Genomic DNA, 18,999 nt, shown 5'->3' with positions numbered 1-18,999 from the left:
CGCCGGCAGCGGCTCGCAGCATCCGTCATCGCAGTCCCGCGGGAGGGCACGTGTTCGACAGTCCGCTCTCGGCGTCGGCCTACGAGGTGCTCGCGGTAGCCCCCGAGGTCGATGAGGAGACCCTCCGCAAGGCGTATCGCCTGCGCCTGCGGCAGACGCACCCCGACACCGGCGGCGACGCGGCGGTGTTCATCCAGGTGCAGCGGGCGTGGGAGCTCGTCGGCACGCCGCAGGCCCGCGCGGCGTACGACCGCGGGCACGGCTTCGGCGAGGCGGCGGCTCCCGAGTGGTCGGGCTGGCGACCGCCCGCGGCGCGCACCGACACCCGTCCGCGCGCCCGCTCCTACGGGCATCCCGGCGGCTGGCGCCGTGAGCGCTACCTCACCCTGATCCGCGAGTGGGCCGGCCGCGGCGTCACGCTCGATGATCCGTACGACCCGGCGCTCGTGCGCTCGGCCCCGGTGGCGCTGCGACGCCTGCTGGCCGACGCGCTCGCCGAGGAGGCGACGGCCCGCATCGTCGCCGACCTCGGCATGGGGTACACGGTGTGGCACGACGTGGCGGCCGCGGGGCGCGACGCCGACCCCGACGCGAAGATCGACCACATCGTGCTCGGCCCCAGCGGTCTGTACGGGGTGCTGTCGGAGGACTTCGGGGGCCCGGCGCGCATCCGCCGCGGCGAGTTCGTCGGCGACGGCGTGCCCGGCGCCCCGATCGCCGAGCTGCTCTCACGCATGCGGGTGATCTCACGCGCCGCCGGCGTGCGCTTCAGCGGCGCGATCGTCGTGCTCCCCGACGAGGACGTGCTCACCCCGATCGACGAGATCGGCCGCGTACGCGGCGTGCGCGTCGCCGTCGTCTCGCGCAGCGCCCTGGCCACGGTGCTGCGTCGCGGCATCACCGGCGCGCGCGACATCGGCGGCAACGAGGTGTTCGACTACCGCACGCGCCTGCAGCAGACCGTGCGCTTCGCGTAGACCCGGCGGGAAGCCGGGAGGCCGCGTCACCCAGGAGGGGCGTCGCACGACCGGGTGGAGCGAACTCGCACCGCCCGCGCGCCACTCGACGTGCACCGCGGCCGCTGCGCGGATCACCGGCGCCTCGCGCGACACGGTCGCACCTGTCGACCACCGCACCGCGTTGTCGCGGGCGACGAACGAGCGCAGGCCGCGCATGTCCGCGAGCAGCGCCTCGGCGAGTTCGACGTCGTTGTGCTCGAACCTCACCGCGTCGTGGACCGGCGGCGCGTCGGAGGCGACCCCGGGTGCGACCTCCAGCACCCCTGAGACCACATCGCGGAACGTGTTCCCTTCGACACGGACGTCCCTCACGGGCCCGGATTCCCACCACCCGGTCGCGTCCGCGGCGATCTGGATGCACGGCATCGCGATGCTCTCGAATCGGCAGCCTTGGATGCGCACGGGCCGTCGCGTCGTGACGAGGATCGCGCGCGTCGGGATGCGGCGGAAGCGGCATCCGTCGATCGTCACCTCCGGCGTCCGCGTCGTGTTCTCGGCCGCCAGCTCGCCCGCCCGCGCCTGCGCGAGGACGGCGGCGGGCAGCGCGTCGACCAGCCGTGCCCGCATCGGCGCGGCGAGCGACGCCGAGTCGCGTCCGGTGGGACCGGTCGCCGCCGCGACGGTCGTCGCGTGCACGGGCCGGAGCGTGCGGCGCTCGACGAGCTCGATCTCGTCGCCGGGCGCGAACGGCGGGAAACCTGCGGTCTCGTCATGCATGTACGCGAGGTCGATCGCGTTCCCGTCGGCGTCGGTCACGGCGAGATACGTGCCGTGGATGTTGATCGCGTCGTCGTGCGGCCCGTCGAACTCGCAGTCGCGGATGTCGACCCGCCCCTGCATCCCCGAGCACTGGACGAAGTCGGCGAACCCGGCGGTGACCCGTCCCGTGCCCTCCGGAGGCCGGAAGACGACGCGATCGAGCGTGAGGTCCCTGCCGTTCTGCGCGACGATGCCGAAGCCGTGCAGGTAACGGATGCGCATGCGGCGCATCGCGACCTCCGCCGAGTCGAGGACGAGCATGCCGGGGTGGTCGCGATCCGTCTCGCGGAGCTGATACACGAGCCCCCGATCCTCCGGCACGGAAGACGTCAGGTATGACACCCGCATCGTGCGGTCGTCGATCACCTCGATGCGCGCGACGTCGTCGAACAGTGGGCAGCGGGCGCGCCGGACACGTCCGGTGGCCAGGTCGCAGGTCTGGCTGTACGCGAGGGCGTTCCGGCCCGACCAGTAGTGCTCGCCCGTCGACGGCGACCGTTCGGAGAGCCAGACGACGTCGGTCCCGTCGACGCGGAACCGCGTGCAGGCGGGGACCGTCAGCAGCCGCCATCCGCCGTCGGCGCCCGCGCCCGCTTCCGCCACCGTCACGTCGACGACCGTGGGGACGGCCCAGTCGATCTCCAGCCCGTCGACGACCACGCGCCGGCTGTCGATCACCGCGAGCGCCGTCTGCCGCCCGTGCACGACCAGCCGCGCGCCGGGGGCGGTGACCACGAGGTCCTCCACGCCGTCGAGCACCAGCCCGAGGGACTTCGTCGCGAACCGCGGATCGGTCCCCACGGTGTTGGAGACGAACAGTTCCCGGTGAACGGACGTCTCGGGCCACACGTGGTAGTCCGCGGCGACGAGTTCGAGCCGGGCGCCACCTCGGGCGGCCTGCAGCGCGCTGCGCAGTGAGGGACCGGCATCGGCCGTGACGCCGGGCTGGAATCCGAAATCGCGCACGTCGAGGGCAACGGCCATGGATCGCCTCCTTGCGAGCCTGTGACGCCCCGAAATCGGAGACATCGGATGATCCAGTAGCGGAATCGGGGTCGACAACATAATATTACGACGTAAAGTAACTCCCTGGAGGATCCAGATGACGCTCGACGTTGAGCACGCAACACCCGCCGAGGCGGTGATCTCGAAGCCGCGGTCGGTGTCGCACCGGTCCCGGCTCACCCGGAGCGTGCGGCGCTACTGGCAGCTCTATCTGCTCCTGCTGGTGCCGATCGTCTGGTTCATCGTGTTCCGGTACGTCCCGATGGCCAACGCGATCATCGCGTTCAAGAACTACAACCCGATCGACGGGGTGTGGGGGAGCCCGTGGGTGGGCTTCGACAACTTCGAGCGGCTGTTCCGCAACCCGGTATTCCCGCGGCTGGTCGCCAACACGTTCATCCTGGCCGCGTACACCCTGGTCGCGAGCCTTCCGCTGCCCATCATCCTGGCGCTCGCCCTCAACGAGGTGCGCCTGCGCTTCTTCAAGCGCACGGTGCAGCTCGTGACGTACGCCCCGTACTTCATCTCGACGGTCGTGATCGTCTCGATGACGATCCTGCTGCTGTCGCCCCGCGTCGGTCTGCTGGGGCGCACGTTCAGCTTCTTCGGCGCCGGGCAGGTCGATCTCCTCGCCGATGCGGACTTCTTCCGGCACATCTACGTGGCCACAGACCTCTGGACGACGACGGGCTACTCCGCGGTCATCTACCTCGCCGCGCTCGCCTCGGTCGACGTCTCGCTGTACGAGGCCGCGAAGATCGACGGCGCCTCGCGCCTGCAGAAGATCCGGCACGTCGATCTGCCGGCGCTGATGCCGACGGCGACCATCATCCTCATCCTCGGCGTCGGCAACATCATGGCGATCGGGTTCGAGAAGGCCTTCCTGCTGCAGAACGCCCTCAACCTCTCGACGTCGGAGATCATCCCGACCTACGTCTACAAGACGGGCATCCTCAACGCGAACTTCAGTCTCGGGGCGACGATCGGTCTGTTCAACGCAGTGATCAGCCTCGTGCTGCTGCTCGTCGTGAACGCGGTGTCCAAGCGGGTCACGGGAAGCGGGCTGTGGTGAGCAACGTCATCAGCAAAGAAGCCGTCCTCGCCGAGGAGGCCGCCGTCGGCGTGGCCGCCGCGCCTTCCCTCGCCGGTGCTCGAGCCAGGCGATCCGCATCGCGCGGGGTGAGGATCAAGGAGACCAGGGCGGATCGCACCTTCGTGATCGTGGCCTACGCCCTGCTCGGGGTGTTCCTGCTGGTGGTCCTGCTGCCGCTGCTGAACATCGTCGCGAGCTCCCTGTCGAGCCCGCACGCGGTCTCGTCGGGTCAGGTGCTGTTCTGGCCGGTCGACATCACCTTCCGCGGGTACGCGGAGGCGCTCGGCAACCCCGCGATCGTCCGCGGCTTCGCGAACTCGGTCTTCTACACCCTCGTCGGCACGCTCATCAGTGTGGTCGGCACGGTCGCCGTCGCGTATCCGCTGTCGCGCCAGAACCTGTTCGGACGCAAGGTCATCACGGGCGCCGTCGTCTTCACGATGCTCTTCAGCGGCGGCGTGATCCCGATGTATCTGGTCGTGCAGTCGCTGGGACTGCTCGACACCCGCTGGTCGATGCTGCTGCCGAATGCGATCGGGGTCTGGCAGGTGATCATCGCGATGGTCTTCTTCCGCACGTCCATCCCCGACGAGGTGTACGAGGCGGCGCAGCTCGACGGAGCCAGCGAGCTGCGGATCCTCTGGTCGATCGTGCTGCCGCTGGCCAAGCCGCTGATCGCCGTCATCGCGCTCATGTACGCGATCATGCAGTGGAATTCGTACTTCGATGCGCTCCTCTACCTCCGAAACGCCGACCTTCAGCCGCTGCAGCTCGTGCTCCGCGGCCTGCTCGTCCTCAACGACACCGGCGGCGGCGGCGATGTCGGCGAGCAGCTCCGCCGGCGCGAACTGGCCGACCTGCTGCGGTACTCGACGGTCGTCATCGCGACCGTGCCGATGCTCGTCGTCTATCCGTTCGTCGCGAAGTACTTCAACAAGGGGATCATGGTCGGCGCCGTCAAGGGCTGACCGTGCTTGCACCCACAGACCCACCACCACGCAATATGACCCGGGCAAAGGAGATTCCGGCAATGAAGCACAGCATGATGAGGGGAGCGGTCGCTGCGATCGCGATCGCGGCGACCACGCTCGCGATGGCGGCGTGCACGCCCTCTGCCGCCGAAGACGACGGCAAGCTCGTCGCGTTCGGTCCGCAGGGCGACAACGGGACGCTCAAGGACAACGCCTTCACCAAGGAGGTCGAGGAGAAGTTCGACATCGACTTCGACTGGCAGACCACGACCTACGACGGAAGCGTCGCGGGTGAGAAGCGGCAGGTGTCGCTGGCCAGCGGCGACTACCCCGACGCGTACTTCCTGGTGCCGTGGGTCGACGCCTTCTCGCGCAGCGAGATCCTCAAGTACGGCCAGCAGGGTGTGCTGCTGCCGCTGGAAGACCTCATCGACGAGTACGCACCGACGCTCAAGGAGCGCTTCGAGGAGAAGCCGGACTGGAAGGAGTCGGTCACCGCTCCCGACGGGCACATCTACGCGATCACCCAGTGGAGCGAGTGCTACCACTGCAGCTTCCCGTCGAAGCTGTGGATGAACTCCACGTGGCTCGAGAACCTCGGTCTCGACCAGCCCACGACGACGGAGGAGTTGCGCGCCGTGCTGCGGGCGTTCAAGGACGACGATCCCAACGGCAACGGCGTGCAGGACGAGGTGCCGCTGAGCGGTTCGGCCACCCAGCCCATCATCAACTACCTGATGAACGCCTTCGCCTACGCGCCCGTGGCCGGCCCGTCCAGCCCGCCGCCGATGGTCATGGAAGGCGGCGAGGTGAAGCTCGCCGCGACCTCGGACGAGTGGCGTGCGGGCCTCGCGTACATCAACTCCCTCGCGTCCGAGGGTCTGCTGGACACCGCGGCGTTCACGCAGAACGGCGACGCGCTCAAGGCGCTCGGCGACAACTCGGGCGCCGAGATCCTCGGGTCCGCGGTCGATCTGCACCCGTACGACTTCGTGACGCCCGAGTCCCCGGACGGCCGTGACAAGAACTACGACGCCGTGGCCCCGGTCGCCGGTCCCGACGGCACGCAGTTCGCGACGTGGCGCTCGCCCGTGAACCCGCTCGGCATGTTCGCCCTGACCAACAAGTCGACCGAGGACGAGCGCATCAAGGCGATCAAGCTCATCGACTACCTGGTGACCGACGACGGCGACAAGCGCGGCGCGATGGGCCCTGAGGGGGAGGCGTGGGTCCCCGCAGTCGACGGCGACGTCGCGCTGGACCCGGAACTCGACCCGACGTTCAAGCCCCTCACGTACGACGAGACGTCGAACGCCGCGTGGCGCTCGATGGCTCAGTACTGGGACTCGCTGGAGTACCGCAACTCGCAGGTCGTCCCCGAGGACGTCTACTCGCCGGACGGCTACGAGCGGCGCCTGCTCATCGCATCGCAGGAGTACGACCCCTACAAGCCCGACGAGAGCATCCTGTTCCCGTCCGAGAAGCTGTGGCCGAACGCCGACACGTCGGCCGAGCTCGCCGATCTGCAGACGAACATCGCGAACTACGTCACGCAGGCCCAGGCGGAGTTCGTGACAGGTCAGCGCGACATCAACGACGACGGTGCCTGGCAGGCCTACCTCGACGACCTCGAGGGTCTGGGCGTCGCGCAGTTCCTGCAGCTCGAGCAGGAGCTCTACGACGCGCTGAAGTAGGCCCACCGCAGCGGCGGGTCCTGAACGACACCACCCGGCGGTCGCGAGACCGCCGGGTGGTGTCGTGTCGCGGCGAGGGGCGCGAATGCTCGGGTGACGACGGTCGCGTGCGCGGGCGGACGACACCGAGCGGATGCCGCGGCTCAGAGCACGCGCAGGTCCTCGAGCGCGTCGTCGTCCCACGAGATGCCGATGCCCGGCTCGTCGGGAGCGACAGTGCGTCCGCCCCTCACCCGGAGGTCGGCCGTCGTGACGGCGCGCAGCTGGGGGATGTACTCGACGATGCGTCCGTTCGGCACCGCTGCGACCAGGCTGACGTGCAGCTCCATGAGGAAGTGCGGCGCCACCGGCACGTTGAACGCCTCGGCGAGGTGTGCGATCTTCAGCCACGGCGTGATGCCGCCGACGCGCGCGACGTCGGGCTGCACGATGGTGGCGGCATCCCGTACGAGGTACTCCTTGAACTGCGCGACCGAGTACAGCGACTCGCCGACCGCGATCGGGATGGAGGTCGACTCGACGAGGCGCGCGTGCGCCGACACGTCGTCGGCGGGCAGCGGCTCTTCGAGCCACGAGATGGCGGACGGCTCGATCGCGCGGGCGAGTGCCCGCGCATCGGCGAGCGTCAGCCCCTGGTTCGCGTCGACCATCAGCCGATACCCCTCGCCGACCGACGCGCGCACGGCGGCCAGCCGCTCGACATCGCGGCGCGGGTCGGGCGAGCCGACCTTGAGCTTGGAGCCGTGCCAGCCGCCGTCGCGGGCGGCGACGGTGTTGGCGACGAGGGTGCTGGTGTCGATGTGCAGCCAGCCCCCTTCGGTGTCGTAGAGGGGCACCTCGGGGTTGCTGCCTCCGGCGGCGCGCCAGAGCGGCTCGCCGTCGCGGCGGCACCGGGCATCCCAGACCGCGGTGTCGATCCCCGCGAGCGCGAGCGAGGTGATCGCGCCGACCGTGGTGGCGCGGGTCTGCGAGAACGCGTGCCGCCACACCGCCTCGGGGCGGCGGACGTCCTGCCCGATGACCGCGGGCAGCAGGTGCTCGCGCAGCATCGAGAGCACCGCACGGCCGCCCGTGCCGATCGTGTACGCGTAGCCGCGACCCGGCGTGCCGTCGTCGGTGTCGAGGTCGACGACGATCGTCTCCTGCTTCCGGAACGACTGCACCGCATCGGTGCGGACGGTCTCGACCGGGATGTCGACGAGCATGGCGCGGGCGTGCGTGATGACGGACATGGCTTCTCCGATGGGGACGGATGCCGCGGCGCGGCGTCAGCGGACGAGCGACTGGATGGCGGCAGCGGCGGCGCCGCGGGCCCAGTCCTGGAAGGTATGCGGCCGCGTGACGATGCGGCAGCGCGCGGCGGCGCCGAAGGCGTGCGCGTCGAACGCATCGCGCAGGGTCTTCTCGAACAGGTCGAAGTTCGACACGCCCTCGCCGCCGATGATGACGAGCTCAGGGCCGGCGAGGTTGACCAGCGTCGCGATGGCGGTTCCGATGAGGCCGGCGGCCTCCCGGAAGGCGGCCTCGGCCGCCGGGTCGCCGCTGTGGGCGAGCCGGACCGCCTCATCGATGCCGACGTCGCGGCCGAGTGCGCAAGACACGGTGGCCTCGATCGCGGCCGTCGAGGCCACCGCCTCGACGCATCCGCGACGCCCGCACGAACAGATCCGTGCGGGGTCGGCGAGCGGCAGATGCCCGATCTCTCCGGAGACCCCGTATGCGCCCGTCACCACCTGGCCGTTCAGGTGCAGGCCGCTGCCGATGCCGCGGCCGATGGTGACGATGGCGAACGACTCGGTCCCGAGGCCGACTCCGAACCAGTGCTCGCCGACCGTCAGGGCATGCACGTCGTTCTCGAGGGTCACGGGGCGGCCGAGGAGCGCCAGCATCCGGCCGCCGAAGTCCTCGCCGGACCAGCCCATGATCGCCGACTCCCTGACGATGCCGGTGGACGTGTCGACATCGCCCGACACCGACACGCCGATGCCGGCGATGGCATCTGCCTTGGCGCCGAGTCGCTCTTCGAGGGCGCGCACGACCTCGATGATGGCGGTCGCCACCGTGGCTGGGTCGTGGACGGTCAGCGGACGGTTCTCGGCGGCGAGCACAGTGGTCGCCAGGTCGGTGGCGACGCCGATCACCTCGTCGACGTTGACCTTGATCCCGAGCATCATCATCGCGTCGGGGACGATCGACACCGGCGCTGCGGGGCGTCCCGGGTTGCCGTCGCGCTGGGTGGCGGGCGGCGCGTCGACGAGACCGGCGGCGACGAGCGGCGAGACCGCCTTCGTGACGGCCGCCTGCGACAGCCCGGTCTGGCGCGCGATGTCGATGCGGCTGATCGGGCTCCGGGTCAGAATGGTGGCGAACACCCTCGATCCTGCTTCCGACGCAGAACGGATGAGCGTCGCGCGCGCGGTGGTGTCGTGATCCATCTGTTCCTTCGGTCTCAGTCGATACGGTAGCGAGTCCGCGCGTCGGCGTCTCGCGCGGTCGCCGGCCAGTCCGTCCCCGGCGCCAGGTGGGCGGCGGCGAAGTCGAGCGCGTTCTCCTCGTCGAGATCGCCCCCGGCCTCGTGGCCGTTGTACGGCCAGAGCACGATCTGCTTCGGGCCGGCGTAGGCGGTGAAGGCGGGCAGGACGGATGCCGGTGGTGCGATGCCGTCGCGCAGCCCCGTGCTGAGCAGGGCCGGGGCGGTGGCGCGCTTGGCATGGTTCACGCCGTCGAAGTAGCGCAGCGTGTCGAGCGCGGCGGAGGTGTCGAGGCGCCGGTCGGCGAAGTACTGGGTCAGCAGGGCGTACGGGTACTCGTCGCTGAGCTCGGCGGCGCGATCGAGCTCGCAGAGGAACGGTGCCTGGACGATCGCGACCGAGAGGTCGGGCACGAGCCCGGCGATCGCCAGCGCGATCCCGCCTCCCTGGCTCGCGCCGACGGCGCCGACGCGTGCCGGGTCGACCACGTCGAGCGTCCGCAGCGCCTCGACGGCGCGCACCGCGTCGGCGTACACCCGCCGGTAGTAGTACTCGTACGGCGAGCGGATGCCGCGCGTGAGGAATCCGCCCGCCGACGGGCCGCCGTCGGCGCGGTCGTCGTCGGTGTCGCCGTGACCCTGGCCGCGCGCGTCCACCACGAGGTGCGCATACCCCGCCGCCGCCCAGCGCAGGTCGCGCAGCGCGTGGCCTCGCCCGTTGCCGTAACCGAAGAACTGCACGAGTCCGGGCAGCGGACCGGTCGCGCCGTGCGCGATGCGCAGCCAGGCGCGGATCGGGGTGCCGCCGAAGCCCCGGAAGGTCACGTCGAACACATCGATGACCGCGAGGCGCGTCGCTCGCGGCTCGACGGTGACGTCGAGCGGGTGCCGTCGCGTCTCGGCGAGGGTGTCGGCCCAGAACCGGTCGAAGTCGGCCGGCTCGGTCTGAGTGGTGGGCTCGTCGACCAGGGTGAGCTCACCGCGCATGGTGCACCCCGATCGCGAGAGCGGCGCGTGCCGACTCGTCCAGCGGCACGTCGACGCTTCCGCCTTCCGGCACCCGGAGCACCACGCGGCGCCCTTCGTACAAGACCGCCACGTCGCGTTCGCCGCCACGGATGCTGCGCACCGTCGCGGACGCGAGCGAGCCGTCGCGCCAGGCGAGGTCGACGACGAGCCCGGTTCGGGCGCCGATGCCCTGAACCTCGCCGTCGGTCCAGGACGACGGCAGTGCGGGCAGCAGCCGGACGACGCCGCCGTGGCTCTGCACCAGCATCTCGGCGATGCCGGCGGGGAATCCCAGGTTGCCGTCGATCTGGAACGGCGGGTGCGTGCTGAAGAGGTTCGGCAGCAGGCCGCCCCACTCCGAGCCGTCGACGGGGCCGTGGCGCGTCGCGTCGCCCTCGAACGGCGCGAGCGCCTCGTCGAGGAGCTGCGCCGCGGCATCGCCGTCGCCCGTGCGGGCGCGCAGCGCGATCTTCCACGCCCACGACCAGCCCATCGCGCCGGAGCCGCGGGCATCGAGGAGGCGGACGCCCGCGTCGAACAGGTGCGGGTCGCGGTCGGGTGTGAGGGTGTCGAGCGGATACATGCCGACGAGGGGGGAGAGGTGCCGGTGCAGGGGCTCGACCTCCACGACCTCCGCCGACCATTCGCTCAGCCGGCCGTCGGAGCGGACCCCCACCGGGGCGAGCGCGGCCAGCGCGCGGTCGATCTCGGCCGAGAGCGGATCGTCCACTCCGAGCGCCGCCACGGCCGCGAGCGCGCGCTCGAAGAGCCCTCGGATGAGGAAGATGTCGGATGCCGCGGTGAGCCCGATCGCGGTCGTCCCGCCGTCGGGGCCGACGAAGGAGTTCTCGGCCGACGTCGACGGCGTGGTCCGCAGCGTCCCGTCGGGTCCGGGCACGAGCCAGTCGAGGCAGAACTCGACGGAGCCGCGCATGACCGGCCAGATGCGGGAGCGGAGGAGGTCGATGTCGCCGCCGAACGCGTACGCGTCCCACAGGTTGTGCGTCAGCCACACGCCGCCCATCATCCAGATCGCCCAGCTCGGAGCGCCATGGCCCCCTCCGACCGGAAGACTCCAGCCCCACAGGTCCGCGTTGTGGTGCGCCACCCAGCCCCGCGCGCCGTACAGCTCGCGTGCGACGTCGGCGCCGGTGCGGGCGAGCCGTTCGACGAGCGCGAGCAGGGGCTCGGAGGCGTCGTCGAGGCCCAGCACGGGCGCCGCCCAGTAGTTCATCTGGGTGTTGATGTTGATCGTGTAGTTCGACGACCAGGCGGGACGCAGCTGGTCGTTCCAGATGCCCTGCAGATTCGCGGCCGGGCCGCCCGCACGAGACGACGATGCGAGCAGGTACGCCCCGAACTCGGCGGCGATCGTCGCCTTCAGCCCGGCGTCGTCGCCGTGGAGGATGTCGCGGTCGATGTTCCACGTGCCTTCCCGGCGGCCGCCGATCGCGAACCGCGCCCGAGCACCTCGCCGACGATCGGCGAGGTGCTCGGCGAGCAGCGCGGATGGTGCGCGGTGTGCCGCGGCATCCGCGCGCTGCATGGCGCGGTCCCGGATCGCCTCGCGGGAGGCGGTCCGCCACTCCCCGTCCGCGTCGGCCCACCAAAACTCGGCGCGGGACGATGTGGAGAGGGCGATCAGCAGCCGGCGAGCCCCGTGGACGGCCGCGCGCGCGGGCGCGGCATCCACGAAACCGTCGGTGTCCAGCGCGACCGCGACGGCCGCGAAGGCGTCGAAGTCGGGGTCGGCCCCGGCATACCGCAGCGGGGGCTCGACCGAGGTCTCGTGCAGCGGGGCCCCGTCGACGGGGATCTCGACGTCGAGACCGAGGCCGTTCGGGGTGCCGCGCAGCGGCGTCGAGAGCGATAGGGATGCCGTGAACTCGACGTCGCCGGTGAGTTCGACGATCAGGGCCCGGGCGGGCGCCGACACCCACGACCGCCGGCGGACCGTGCCGCCGGGGATCTGCAGCGTCTCCGTCAGCACGGCCTCGTCGAGGTCGAGCACGCGCGCGGGAGTCGGGGCGACCGCGTCGGCGATCGTGACGGCGAGGTCGCCGAGCGGGAGGAACTCCTGGGAGTAGGGGCCTTCGAAGGTCATGAGCAGGGCTTCGGCCGTGCGGGCGTCGCCGGCGTCGAGCGCCGCGCGGATCTCAGCGAGCCGCTCGGGACCGGCGCCGGCCGCGAGCACGTCGCGGAGCGCAGCTGCGGGGCCGTCGGGCGTTCCCGACCACACCGTCGCGTCGTTCAGTGCGTAGCGCCCCGTCGCGCCGCCGAAGGCCATCGCCCCGATGCGGCCGTTGCCCAGCGGCGCGGCCTCTTCCCAGCGGTCGGCGGGTGCGTCCCACGACAGTCGCAGGGTGTCGCTCATCTCGGTCCTCGGGGTCGGTGTCCGAGATCGCGAGAGTCCGGGGCGTCTTCGCCCGCAGACCTCGGATCTTTGCTTGCGACGCCAGCGTAAACGTGATTAATTACCGATGTCAAGAAACTCGACGGAGGAGTTCGAATGCTCAACGGTGAGGGCGCCGTCCAGACGTTGCCGGCCGCGGAAGTCGCGCCGGCCGCCGTGCACGTGCTGCGGGCGGCGGGGATCTCGCTGGTCGTGGATCTCGCAGGCGGGATGCCGCGCGTGCTGCACTGGGGTGCCGACCTCGGCGACGTGGACGAGAGGGCGACGAAGGCGCTGCGGGCGACATCCGTCCCCGCGGTGCTCAACAACTCGCCCGACGTCCCGCGCGTCTTCTCGGTATGGCCGACGGAGCAGGACGGGTGGGCCGGCACGCCCGCACAGGCGGGCCACCGCGGCGGTACCGCCACGACCCCTCGCCCCCGGCTCGTGAAAGCGGACGTCGAGTCCGCGCACGACGGCGGCGGCAGCATCCGCCTCCGATTCGACGACGACGTAGCCGGCACCCGGGCGCGCCTCACGTACCGCTTGGACGCCGCGGGCGTGCTGTCGGTCGACCTCTCGGTCGAGAACCCGTCCGACGCGGCATCGGCCTACCTCGTCGACGGGCTGCGGGCGCTGGTGCCCCTGCCGGACCGCGCGGCCGAGCTGCTCGACTTCACCGGCAAGTGGTGCCGCGAGCGCGCGCCGCAGCGGCTGCCCTTCTCGTTCGGCACGCACGCGCGCCGCGCACGGCGCGGGAAGCCCGGGCACGACGCGCCCTTCCTCCTCGTCGCGGGCACGCCGGCCTTCGGCTTCGCGCACGGCGAGCTGTGGGGCGTGCATCTGGCGTGGAGCGGAGACGGCGAATACCTCGCCGAGCGACTGCCCGAGGGCGCCGGGGCGCAGTCGCGCGTCATCGGCGCGGGCGAGCTGCTGCGCTCCGGGGAGGTGGTGCTGCAGCCCGGTGAGCGCTACGACGCTCCGACCGTCCTGTTCACGTGGTCGGACCGCGGCCTCGACGGGCTCTCCGCCCGCTTCCACCGGCGGCTCCGCGCCCGCCGCGGTCACCCCAGGGCGCCGCGCCCGCTCGTGCTCAACACGTGGGAGGCCGTGTACTTCGATCACGACCTCGAGCGTCTCGTCGAGATCGCCGACCGCGCCGCCGAGGTCGGCGTCGAACGCATCGTGCTCGACGACGGGTGGTTCCGCGGGCGCCGGGACGCCAGCGCGGGACTCGGCGACTGGCTCGTCGACGAGCGTGTCTGGCCCGATGGACTGGGGCCGTTCGTCGCCGCCGTGCGCGACCGCGGCATGCAGTTCGGCCTCTGGTTCGAGCCCGAGATGATCAGCCCCGACTCCGACCTCGCCCGCGACCACCCCGACTGGGTGCTGGCGCCCGGCCAGGGCGCCGGAGCCACCGCCCGCAACCAGCACGTGCTCGACATCGCCAATCCGGACGCGTACGCCCTGGTCCTCGAGCGCATCAGCGCTCTCGTCGCCGAGTACGACATCGACTACCTCAAATGGGATCACAACCGCGACCTCGTCGAGCCGGTCGCGCTCCGCGACGGCGGCGACCGGCCCCTCGTGCACGATCAGACGCTCGCGCTGTACCGCCTCCTCGACGAACTGCGCGCGCGCCATCCGCGACTGGAGATCGAGACGTGCTCCGGAGGAGGCGGCCGTGTCGACCTCGGCATACTGGAGCGCACCGACCGCGTGTGGGCCTCGGACTGCAACGACCCCGTCGAGCGCGCGCGCATCGAACGCTGGACGCGCCTGCTCGTGCCGCCCGAGCTCATCGGCTCGCACCTGGGCGCCCACCGTTCGCACACCACGTCGCGAGAGACCGACCTGTCGTTCCGGCTCGCCGTCGCCCTCACCGCCCACGCCGGCATCGAGACCGACCTCACCGTCTCGAGCCCCGACGACCTGCGCACCATCACCGCGTGGGCCGCGCTGTACCGCGAGCTGCGCGAGCTGATCCACACCGGCGACGTCGTCAACGCCGACCTCGCCGACGACGCGGCGATGCTCACCGGCATCGTCGCGCCGGGCGGGGAGCGCGCGCTGTTCACCTGGACCCGCCTCGCGACCTCTCCCGACGGGCAGAGCGGCCGCGTGCGCTTCCCCGGGCTCGACCCCCGCGCGCACTACCGCCTGCGGGTGCGGGCGGAGCTCGGCGCGACCAGCCGGCACGAGGTCTCGGACCCGGACTGGATGCGTCTCGCCGTCGACGGCGGCATCGAGCTTCCCGGCGCAGTCCTCGCCGTGGCCGGCGTGCCGCTGCCGACCCTCAACCCGCAGCAGGCGCTCCTTTTCGACGTCGAGAGGCTCGCATGAGCCGCTGATCGGGCATCCGCATCTTCTGGGAACCGCGCGTGAGAGGCCACTGGGGCCAGGGCACGGGCGCGGGTTCACCGTCGAACCCACCGCAGAGAGGAAACCATGAACACCAGAAACCGCCACGCCCACGGGCGACGGTGGCTCGCGGCGCTGGCTGTCGCCGCCGTCGGCGCGTCGACCCTCGGAATCGGGGCGGCCGCGGCCGCCGCTGCGCCCCGGGCCGAGGCATCCGATCCCCGTCCGGCCGTCACCCCCGCCGCGACGGCCCCCGACGACGACCTCGGCGCGCGCCCCTACATGGGGTGGAGCAGCTACAGCATGCAGGTCTACGCGGGCAACGGATCGACCTGGATCACCGCCGACCAGATCATCGCCCAGTCCGACGCCATGCACGAGAAGCTGCAGTCCGCCGGCTACGAGTACATCAACATCGACGCCGCCTGGAACGACGGCGTCGACGAGTACGGCCGGCCCACACCGAGTGCGAAGCTCTACCCGAACGGCCTGCAGGCCGTGATCGACCACATCCACGGCAACGGCCAGAAGGTCGGGCTCTATGCGATCCCCGGCATCTCGCCGCAGGTGTACGAGGCCGACCTGCCCATCTACGGCGCTCCAGACTGCTCGACCGGCGACATCGTGAAGCAGCCCATCCAGCAGGCCGACTACTGGGGCATCGGGTACCGGATCGACTTCTCGAATCCCTGCGCGCAGAAGTACGTCGACTCCATCGCCGACATGTTCGGCGAGTGGGGCATCGACTTCCTCAAGTTCGACAGCGTCACGCCCGGGTCGGGCATCGGCGACCTGTCGCTCGACGCCCGCGACGACGTCGCGGCCTGGTCGCAGGCGCTCGAGCGCAACGGCATCTGGTTCGAGCTGTCTTGGGCGCTCGACATCCGCTACGCCGACTACTGGGCCCAGTACGCGCAGGGCTGGCGCGTCGAATGGGATGTCGAGTGCTACTGCGAGAAGACGGCGCTCACGACGTGGGACAACATCGCGCGCCTGTTCCCTCGTGCGGCCGACTGGTGGCGCTACGCCGGCCCCGACCGCGGGTGGAACGACTTCGACTCGCTCAACGTGGGCAACGGCAAGATGGACGGACTCACCCGCGACGAGCGGCGCACGGCCGCCACGCTGTGGGCGGTGGCGGCGGCGCCGATGTACGTCGGCAACGACATGACCCAGCTCGACGACTACGGGATCGAGCTGCTCACGAACCCCGAGGTGATCGCGGTGAACCAGGCGGGCCGCCCCGCGCACCCGGTCTCGACCGCCTCTCCGCAGCAGACGTGGTACGCGGCGAACCCCGACGGCTCGGTGACCGTCGCGGTGTTCAACCTGGGCAGAACGGATGCCGACCTGACGGTGTCGCTCCCCGACATCGGGCTGACCGGCTCGGCGAAGGTGCGAGACCTCTGGGCACGGAAGAACATCGGCACCGCGGAGGGTTCGTTCGTCGCCTCGGACGTGCCGATCCACGGCGCGAGGCTTTTCACCTTCACCCCGGCCAAGGGCACGACGGTGGAGCTGAACGACGACGACGCGCAGCTCACGTATGAGGGCGCCTGGTCGCGCAACGGCGGCGAAGAGGCCGTCGCGGCGTCGCAGTCGCTGACCGTCTCGGTGTTCGACTCGTCGCAGGGCGGTTCGGCTCCGCAGGCGGGCTCGTCGCGGGTGATCGCGGTCAACGACACCGATCCGTCGATCGCCTACAGCGGCAACTGGAGCCACAGCGGCGGGCGCGGGCTCGGGGACCATCAGGACGATGTCCACTACGCCGAGGCCGACGGCAGCGCGTTCCAGTACTCCTTCGTCGGCACCGGCATCGACTGGGTCACCGAGACCCACGAGTCGCAGGGAGACGCCGAGGTGTACATCGACGGCGTGCTCGCCGGCACCGTGAGCACCTACCTCGACCCGTCCCAGGGGCGCGGCGTGCAGCAGGCCGTGTTCAGCAAGCGCGACCTGCCGAACGGCAGCCACACGATCCGGGTCGTGAAGAAGTCGGGCCAGTTCATGCTGCTCGACCGGCTCGACGTCGTGCAGGAGAGCCTGATCGACGTGGATCACGTGGCGTTCGACCGGGCGGCCCCCGAGGCCGCGACGGTGCACCTGCTGCGCGACGCGGGCGAACTGACCGGGATCCACCGCGACGGCACGGCGCTGAAGAGCGGCGCCGACTACACGGTCGACGGGGATGCTGTCGTCTTCGGCTCCACGTTCCTCTCGGCCCTGCCCGACGGTGACACGGCGCTGGAGTTCCGCTTCCGCGGCGACCTCCGCGACGACGTGCACTGGACACGGGATGACGGCGCAGCGGTGTCGATGACCTTCTCAGGCACGTCCGTCTCGGTGAAGGGGCCGATCGCGCCGGATCAGGGAGAGGTCGAGGTGTACCTCGACGGCAAGCTCGTCGATACGGTCGATCTGCGGGGCGACGCCCGCCTCACGCAGCAGAAGCTGTTCGCGAAGGACGGTCTCAAGAAGGGCCGGCACACGCTGCGCCTGGTGAAGGCGTCGGGCGACGTCATGCGCGTCGACGCGCTGTCGTACGTCACCGGCTGATGCGAGCGGCCCGGGTGGCGGGGCGTGCCGCCTCGCCGCCCGGGCTCAGACCGTCTCGCGCGCCTGGCGCAGCCAGCGCTCGATGCCCGAGATGTGCACCTGGGCGATCGAGGTGGCGAGCTCCATGTCGTGGTCGGCGATAGCGTCGAGGATCGCGCGATGCTCGGCGAGCGTGCGTTCGACGGCGCCCGCCTGCGTGAGCCCGCGCCACACGCGGGCCCGCACCGTCTGGCTGGTGAGGCTCTCGAGCAGGCTCGCCAGGTAGTCGTTGCCGGCGAGCCGCGCAATCGCGCTGTGAAAGCGCACGTCGTGCTCGACCAGGGATTCGATGTCGGTGTCGGGGGCGACGGCGCTGATCTCGGCATCCAGATCCGCCACGTCGTCGTCGGCGGCGCGCTGGGCCGCCAGGCCCGTCGCGTGGGACTCGAGCACGCGGCGCACGGCGAAGATCTCGAGCAGGGAGTCGTCGTCGTGGAGGTCGACGACGAACGAGATCGCCTCGAGCAGCAGCTTCGGCTCGAGGCTCGTGACGTAGGTGCCGTCGCCGCGGCGCACGTCGAGCACGCGGATGACCTCGAGCGCCTTGACGGCCTCGCGCATCGAGTTGCGTGACAGGCCCAGGCGCTCGGCGAGGTCCTTCTCGGGAGGCAGGCGCGACCCCGGCGCCAGCTCGCCGCGCACGATCATGTCCTTGATCTTCTCGATCGCTTCGTCGGTGACGGCCACGCGCCCATCATAGACATCGGATGTCAGGGAACACGGATGCTGTGACCACCGCGCGGCGGCGGCATGATGGTGACATGCGAGTCGTGGACGGACACCTCCATCTCTGGGACCCCGAGGTCCTGACGTACGAGTGGCTCGAAGGACCTCTGCTCCGATCTTTCGGGCCTGACGAGCTCGATGTCGCCCTGCAGGACGCCCCCGACGCCGACTGCGGCTTCGTGTTCGTGCAGGCGGAGTGCGAGCCCGGGCAGGCGGTCGCCGAGGTCGACTGGGTCGCGTCGCTCACCTCTCACGTCCCGGTGCGGGGCATCGTCGCACGCGCGCCGCTCGAGGACCCCGCCGCGACCGAGGAGCACCTCGCGGCCTATGCGGAGCGGCCGCTCGTCGTCGGGGTGCGCCGGCTGCTGCAGTCCGAGCCCGAGGGCTTCTGCCTGCGCCCGGGCTTCCTGCGCGCGGCGGAGGCGGTGGCTGTCGCCGGGCTCTCGTTCGACGCCTGCGTGCGGTGGGAGCAGCTGCCGGACGTCGTCGCGCTCGCGGACGCGCTGCCCGACCTCGCCATCGTGCTGGACCACCTGGGCAAGCCCGAGGTGGGGTCACCGGACGACGCCGACCCCGCCGACGGCACGCCCTGGGCGGAGTCGCTGCGCGACCTCGCCCGGCGACCGAACGTGGTGTGCAAGCTCTCGGGCCTGCCCGCGGAGTCGCCCGGCGAGTGGACCGATGCTCAGATGCGGCCGTTCCTCGACGTGGCGCTCGACGCCTTCGGTCCCGACCGCCTGCTGTTCGGCAGCGACTGGCCGGTATCGGGGCCGTACGGGCGCTGGCTCGACACGGTGTCGTCGTGGCTGGAGGACCGCGTCGGCGAGCGCCACCGGAAGGCGGTGCTCGCCGAGAACGCCGAGCGTGTCTACGGCCTGGGGTAGCGGCATCCGTCCCCGCCGGAAG

Annotated in this window: 12 protein-coding genes and 1 pseudogene; 7 read left to right on the top strand and 6 right to left on the bottom strand. The window is 71.2% G+C overall.

Features of this window, described 5'->3' with window-relative positions:
• Positions 1–50 precede the first annotated feature (50 nt).
• Entirely contained in the window at positions 51–977 is a 927-nt protein-coding gene (locus RS82_RS21020) for a J domain-containing protein (RefSeq protein WP_084695545.1), read from the top strand.
• Between the two features lie 663 nt (positions 978–1,640).
• Here RS82_RS21020 and RS82_RS22035 read toward each other — a convergent pair.
• A pseudogene (locus RS82_RS22035) lies at positions 1,641–1,859 on the bottom strand (alpha-1,3-galactosidase-related protein); the annotation flags it as partial.
• A 1,021-nt stretch (positions 1,860–2,880) separates the two neighbouring features.
• Here RS82_RS22035 and RS82_RS08890 point away from each other — a divergent pair.
• From RS82_RS08890 to RS82_RS08880, 3 genes are all read left to right on the top strand, one after another.
• Entirely contained in the window at positions 2,881–3,855 is a 975-nt protein-coding gene (locus RS82_RS08890; protein WP_211255895.1) for an ABC transporter permease, read from the top strand.
• On the top strand, positions 3,852–4,844 hold the full coding sequence (locus RS82_RS08885; protein WP_245619561.1) for a carbohydrate ABC transporter permease: 993 nt from the start codon (positions 3,852–3,854) through the stop codon (positions 4,842–4,844). Before RS82_RS08890 ends, RS82_RS08885 begins: the two co-directional genes overlap by 4 nt.
• Positions 4,845–4,906: 62 nt before the next feature.
• Positions 4,907–6,541, top strand: a complete 1,635-nt coding sequence (locus tag RS82_RS08880) for a type 2 periplasmic-binding domain-containing protein (RefSeq protein WP_045298476.1) — start codon at positions 4,907–4,909, stop codon at positions 6,539–6,541.
• A 143-nt stretch (positions 6,542–6,684) separates the two neighbouring features.
• Here RS82_RS08880 and RS82_RS08875 read toward each other — a convergent pair whose 3' ends face one another.
• From RS82_RS08875 to RS82_RS08860, 4 genes are read right to left on the bottom strand one after another with little or no spacing between them, the layout of a single operon-like run.
• Positions 6,685–7,773: a mandelate racemase/muconate lactonizing enzyme family protein gene (locus RS82_RS08875; RefSeq protein WP_045298474.1), complete on the bottom strand. Its 1,089-nt coding sequence runs from the start codon at positions 7,771–7,773 to the stop codon at positions 6,685–6,687.
• Positions 7,774–7,809: 36 nt separating this feature from the next.
• The gene (locus tag RS82_RS08870) at positions 7,810–8,976 is read right to left on the bottom strand and encodes an ROK family transcriptional regulator (protein WP_045298472.1); all 1,167 of its coding nucleotides are present in this window, start codon (positions 8,974–8,976) and stop codon (positions 7,810–7,812) included.
• Positions 8,977–8,990: 14 nt separating this feature from the next.
• Positions 8,991–9,998: an acetylxylan esterase gene (locus RS82_RS08865; protein ID WP_045298470.1), complete on the bottom strand. Its 1,008-nt coding sequence runs from the start codon at positions 9,996–9,998 to the stop codon at positions 8,991–8,993.
• On the bottom strand, positions 9,988–12,393 hold the full coding sequence (locus RS82_RS08860) for a glycosyl hydrolase family 95 catalytic domain-containing protein (RefSeq protein WP_045298468.1): 2,406 nt from the start codon (positions 12,391–12,393) through the stop codon (positions 9,988–9,990). Before RS82_RS08860 ends, RS82_RS08865 begins: the two co-directional genes overlap by 11 nt.
• Before the next feature lie 135 nt (positions 12,394–12,528).
• On the opposite strand from RS82_RS08860, the gene RS82_RS08855 reads away from it, so the two are divergent.
• Both RS82_RS08855 and RS82_RS08850 read left to right on the top strand, forming a co-directional pair.
• Positions 12,529–14,754: an alpha-galactosidase gene (locus RS82_RS08855; protein ID WP_045298466.1), complete on the top strand. Its 2,226-nt coding sequence runs from the start codon at positions 12,529–12,531 to the stop codon at positions 14,752–14,754.
• 105 nt (positions 14,755–14,859) lie between these two features.
• Positions 14,860–17,328: a X2-like carbohydrate binding domain-containing protein gene (locus RS82_RS08850; RefSeq protein ID WP_045298464.1), complete on the top strand. Its 2,469-nt coding sequence runs from the start codon at positions 14,860–14,862 to the stop codon at positions 17,326–17,328.
• A gap of 45 nt (positions 17,329–17,373) precedes the next feature.
• Here RS82_RS08850 and RS82_RS08845 read toward each other — a convergent pair whose 3' ends face one another.
• Positions 17,374–18,054 carry a FadR/GntR family transcriptional regulator gene (locus RS82_RS08845; RefSeq protein ID WP_045298462.1) on the bottom strand — a complete coding sequence of 227 codons (681 nt, stop codon included), beginning with the start codon at positions 18,052–18,054 and terminating at the stop codon, positions 17,374–17,376.
• A 74-nt stretch (positions 18,055–18,128) separates the two neighbouring features.
• Between RS82_RS08845 and RS82_RS08840 the strand changes: the two genes are divergently transcribed.
• Positions 18,129–18,977, top strand: coding sequence for an amidohydrolase family protein (locus RS82_RS08840; RefSeq protein WP_045298461.1), 849 nt, complete (start codon positions 18,129–18,131; stop codon positions 18,975–18,977).
• Positions 18,978–18,999 lie beyond the last annotated feature (22 nt).

The organism is Microbacterium trichothecenolyticum, assembly GCF_000956465.1.
Taxonomy (GTDB): Bacteria; Actinomycetota; Actinomycetes; order Actinomycetales; family Microbacteriaceae; genus Microbacterium; species Microbacterium trichothecenolyticum.
This window is presented reverse-complemented; position numbering and strand designations above follow the sequence as displayed.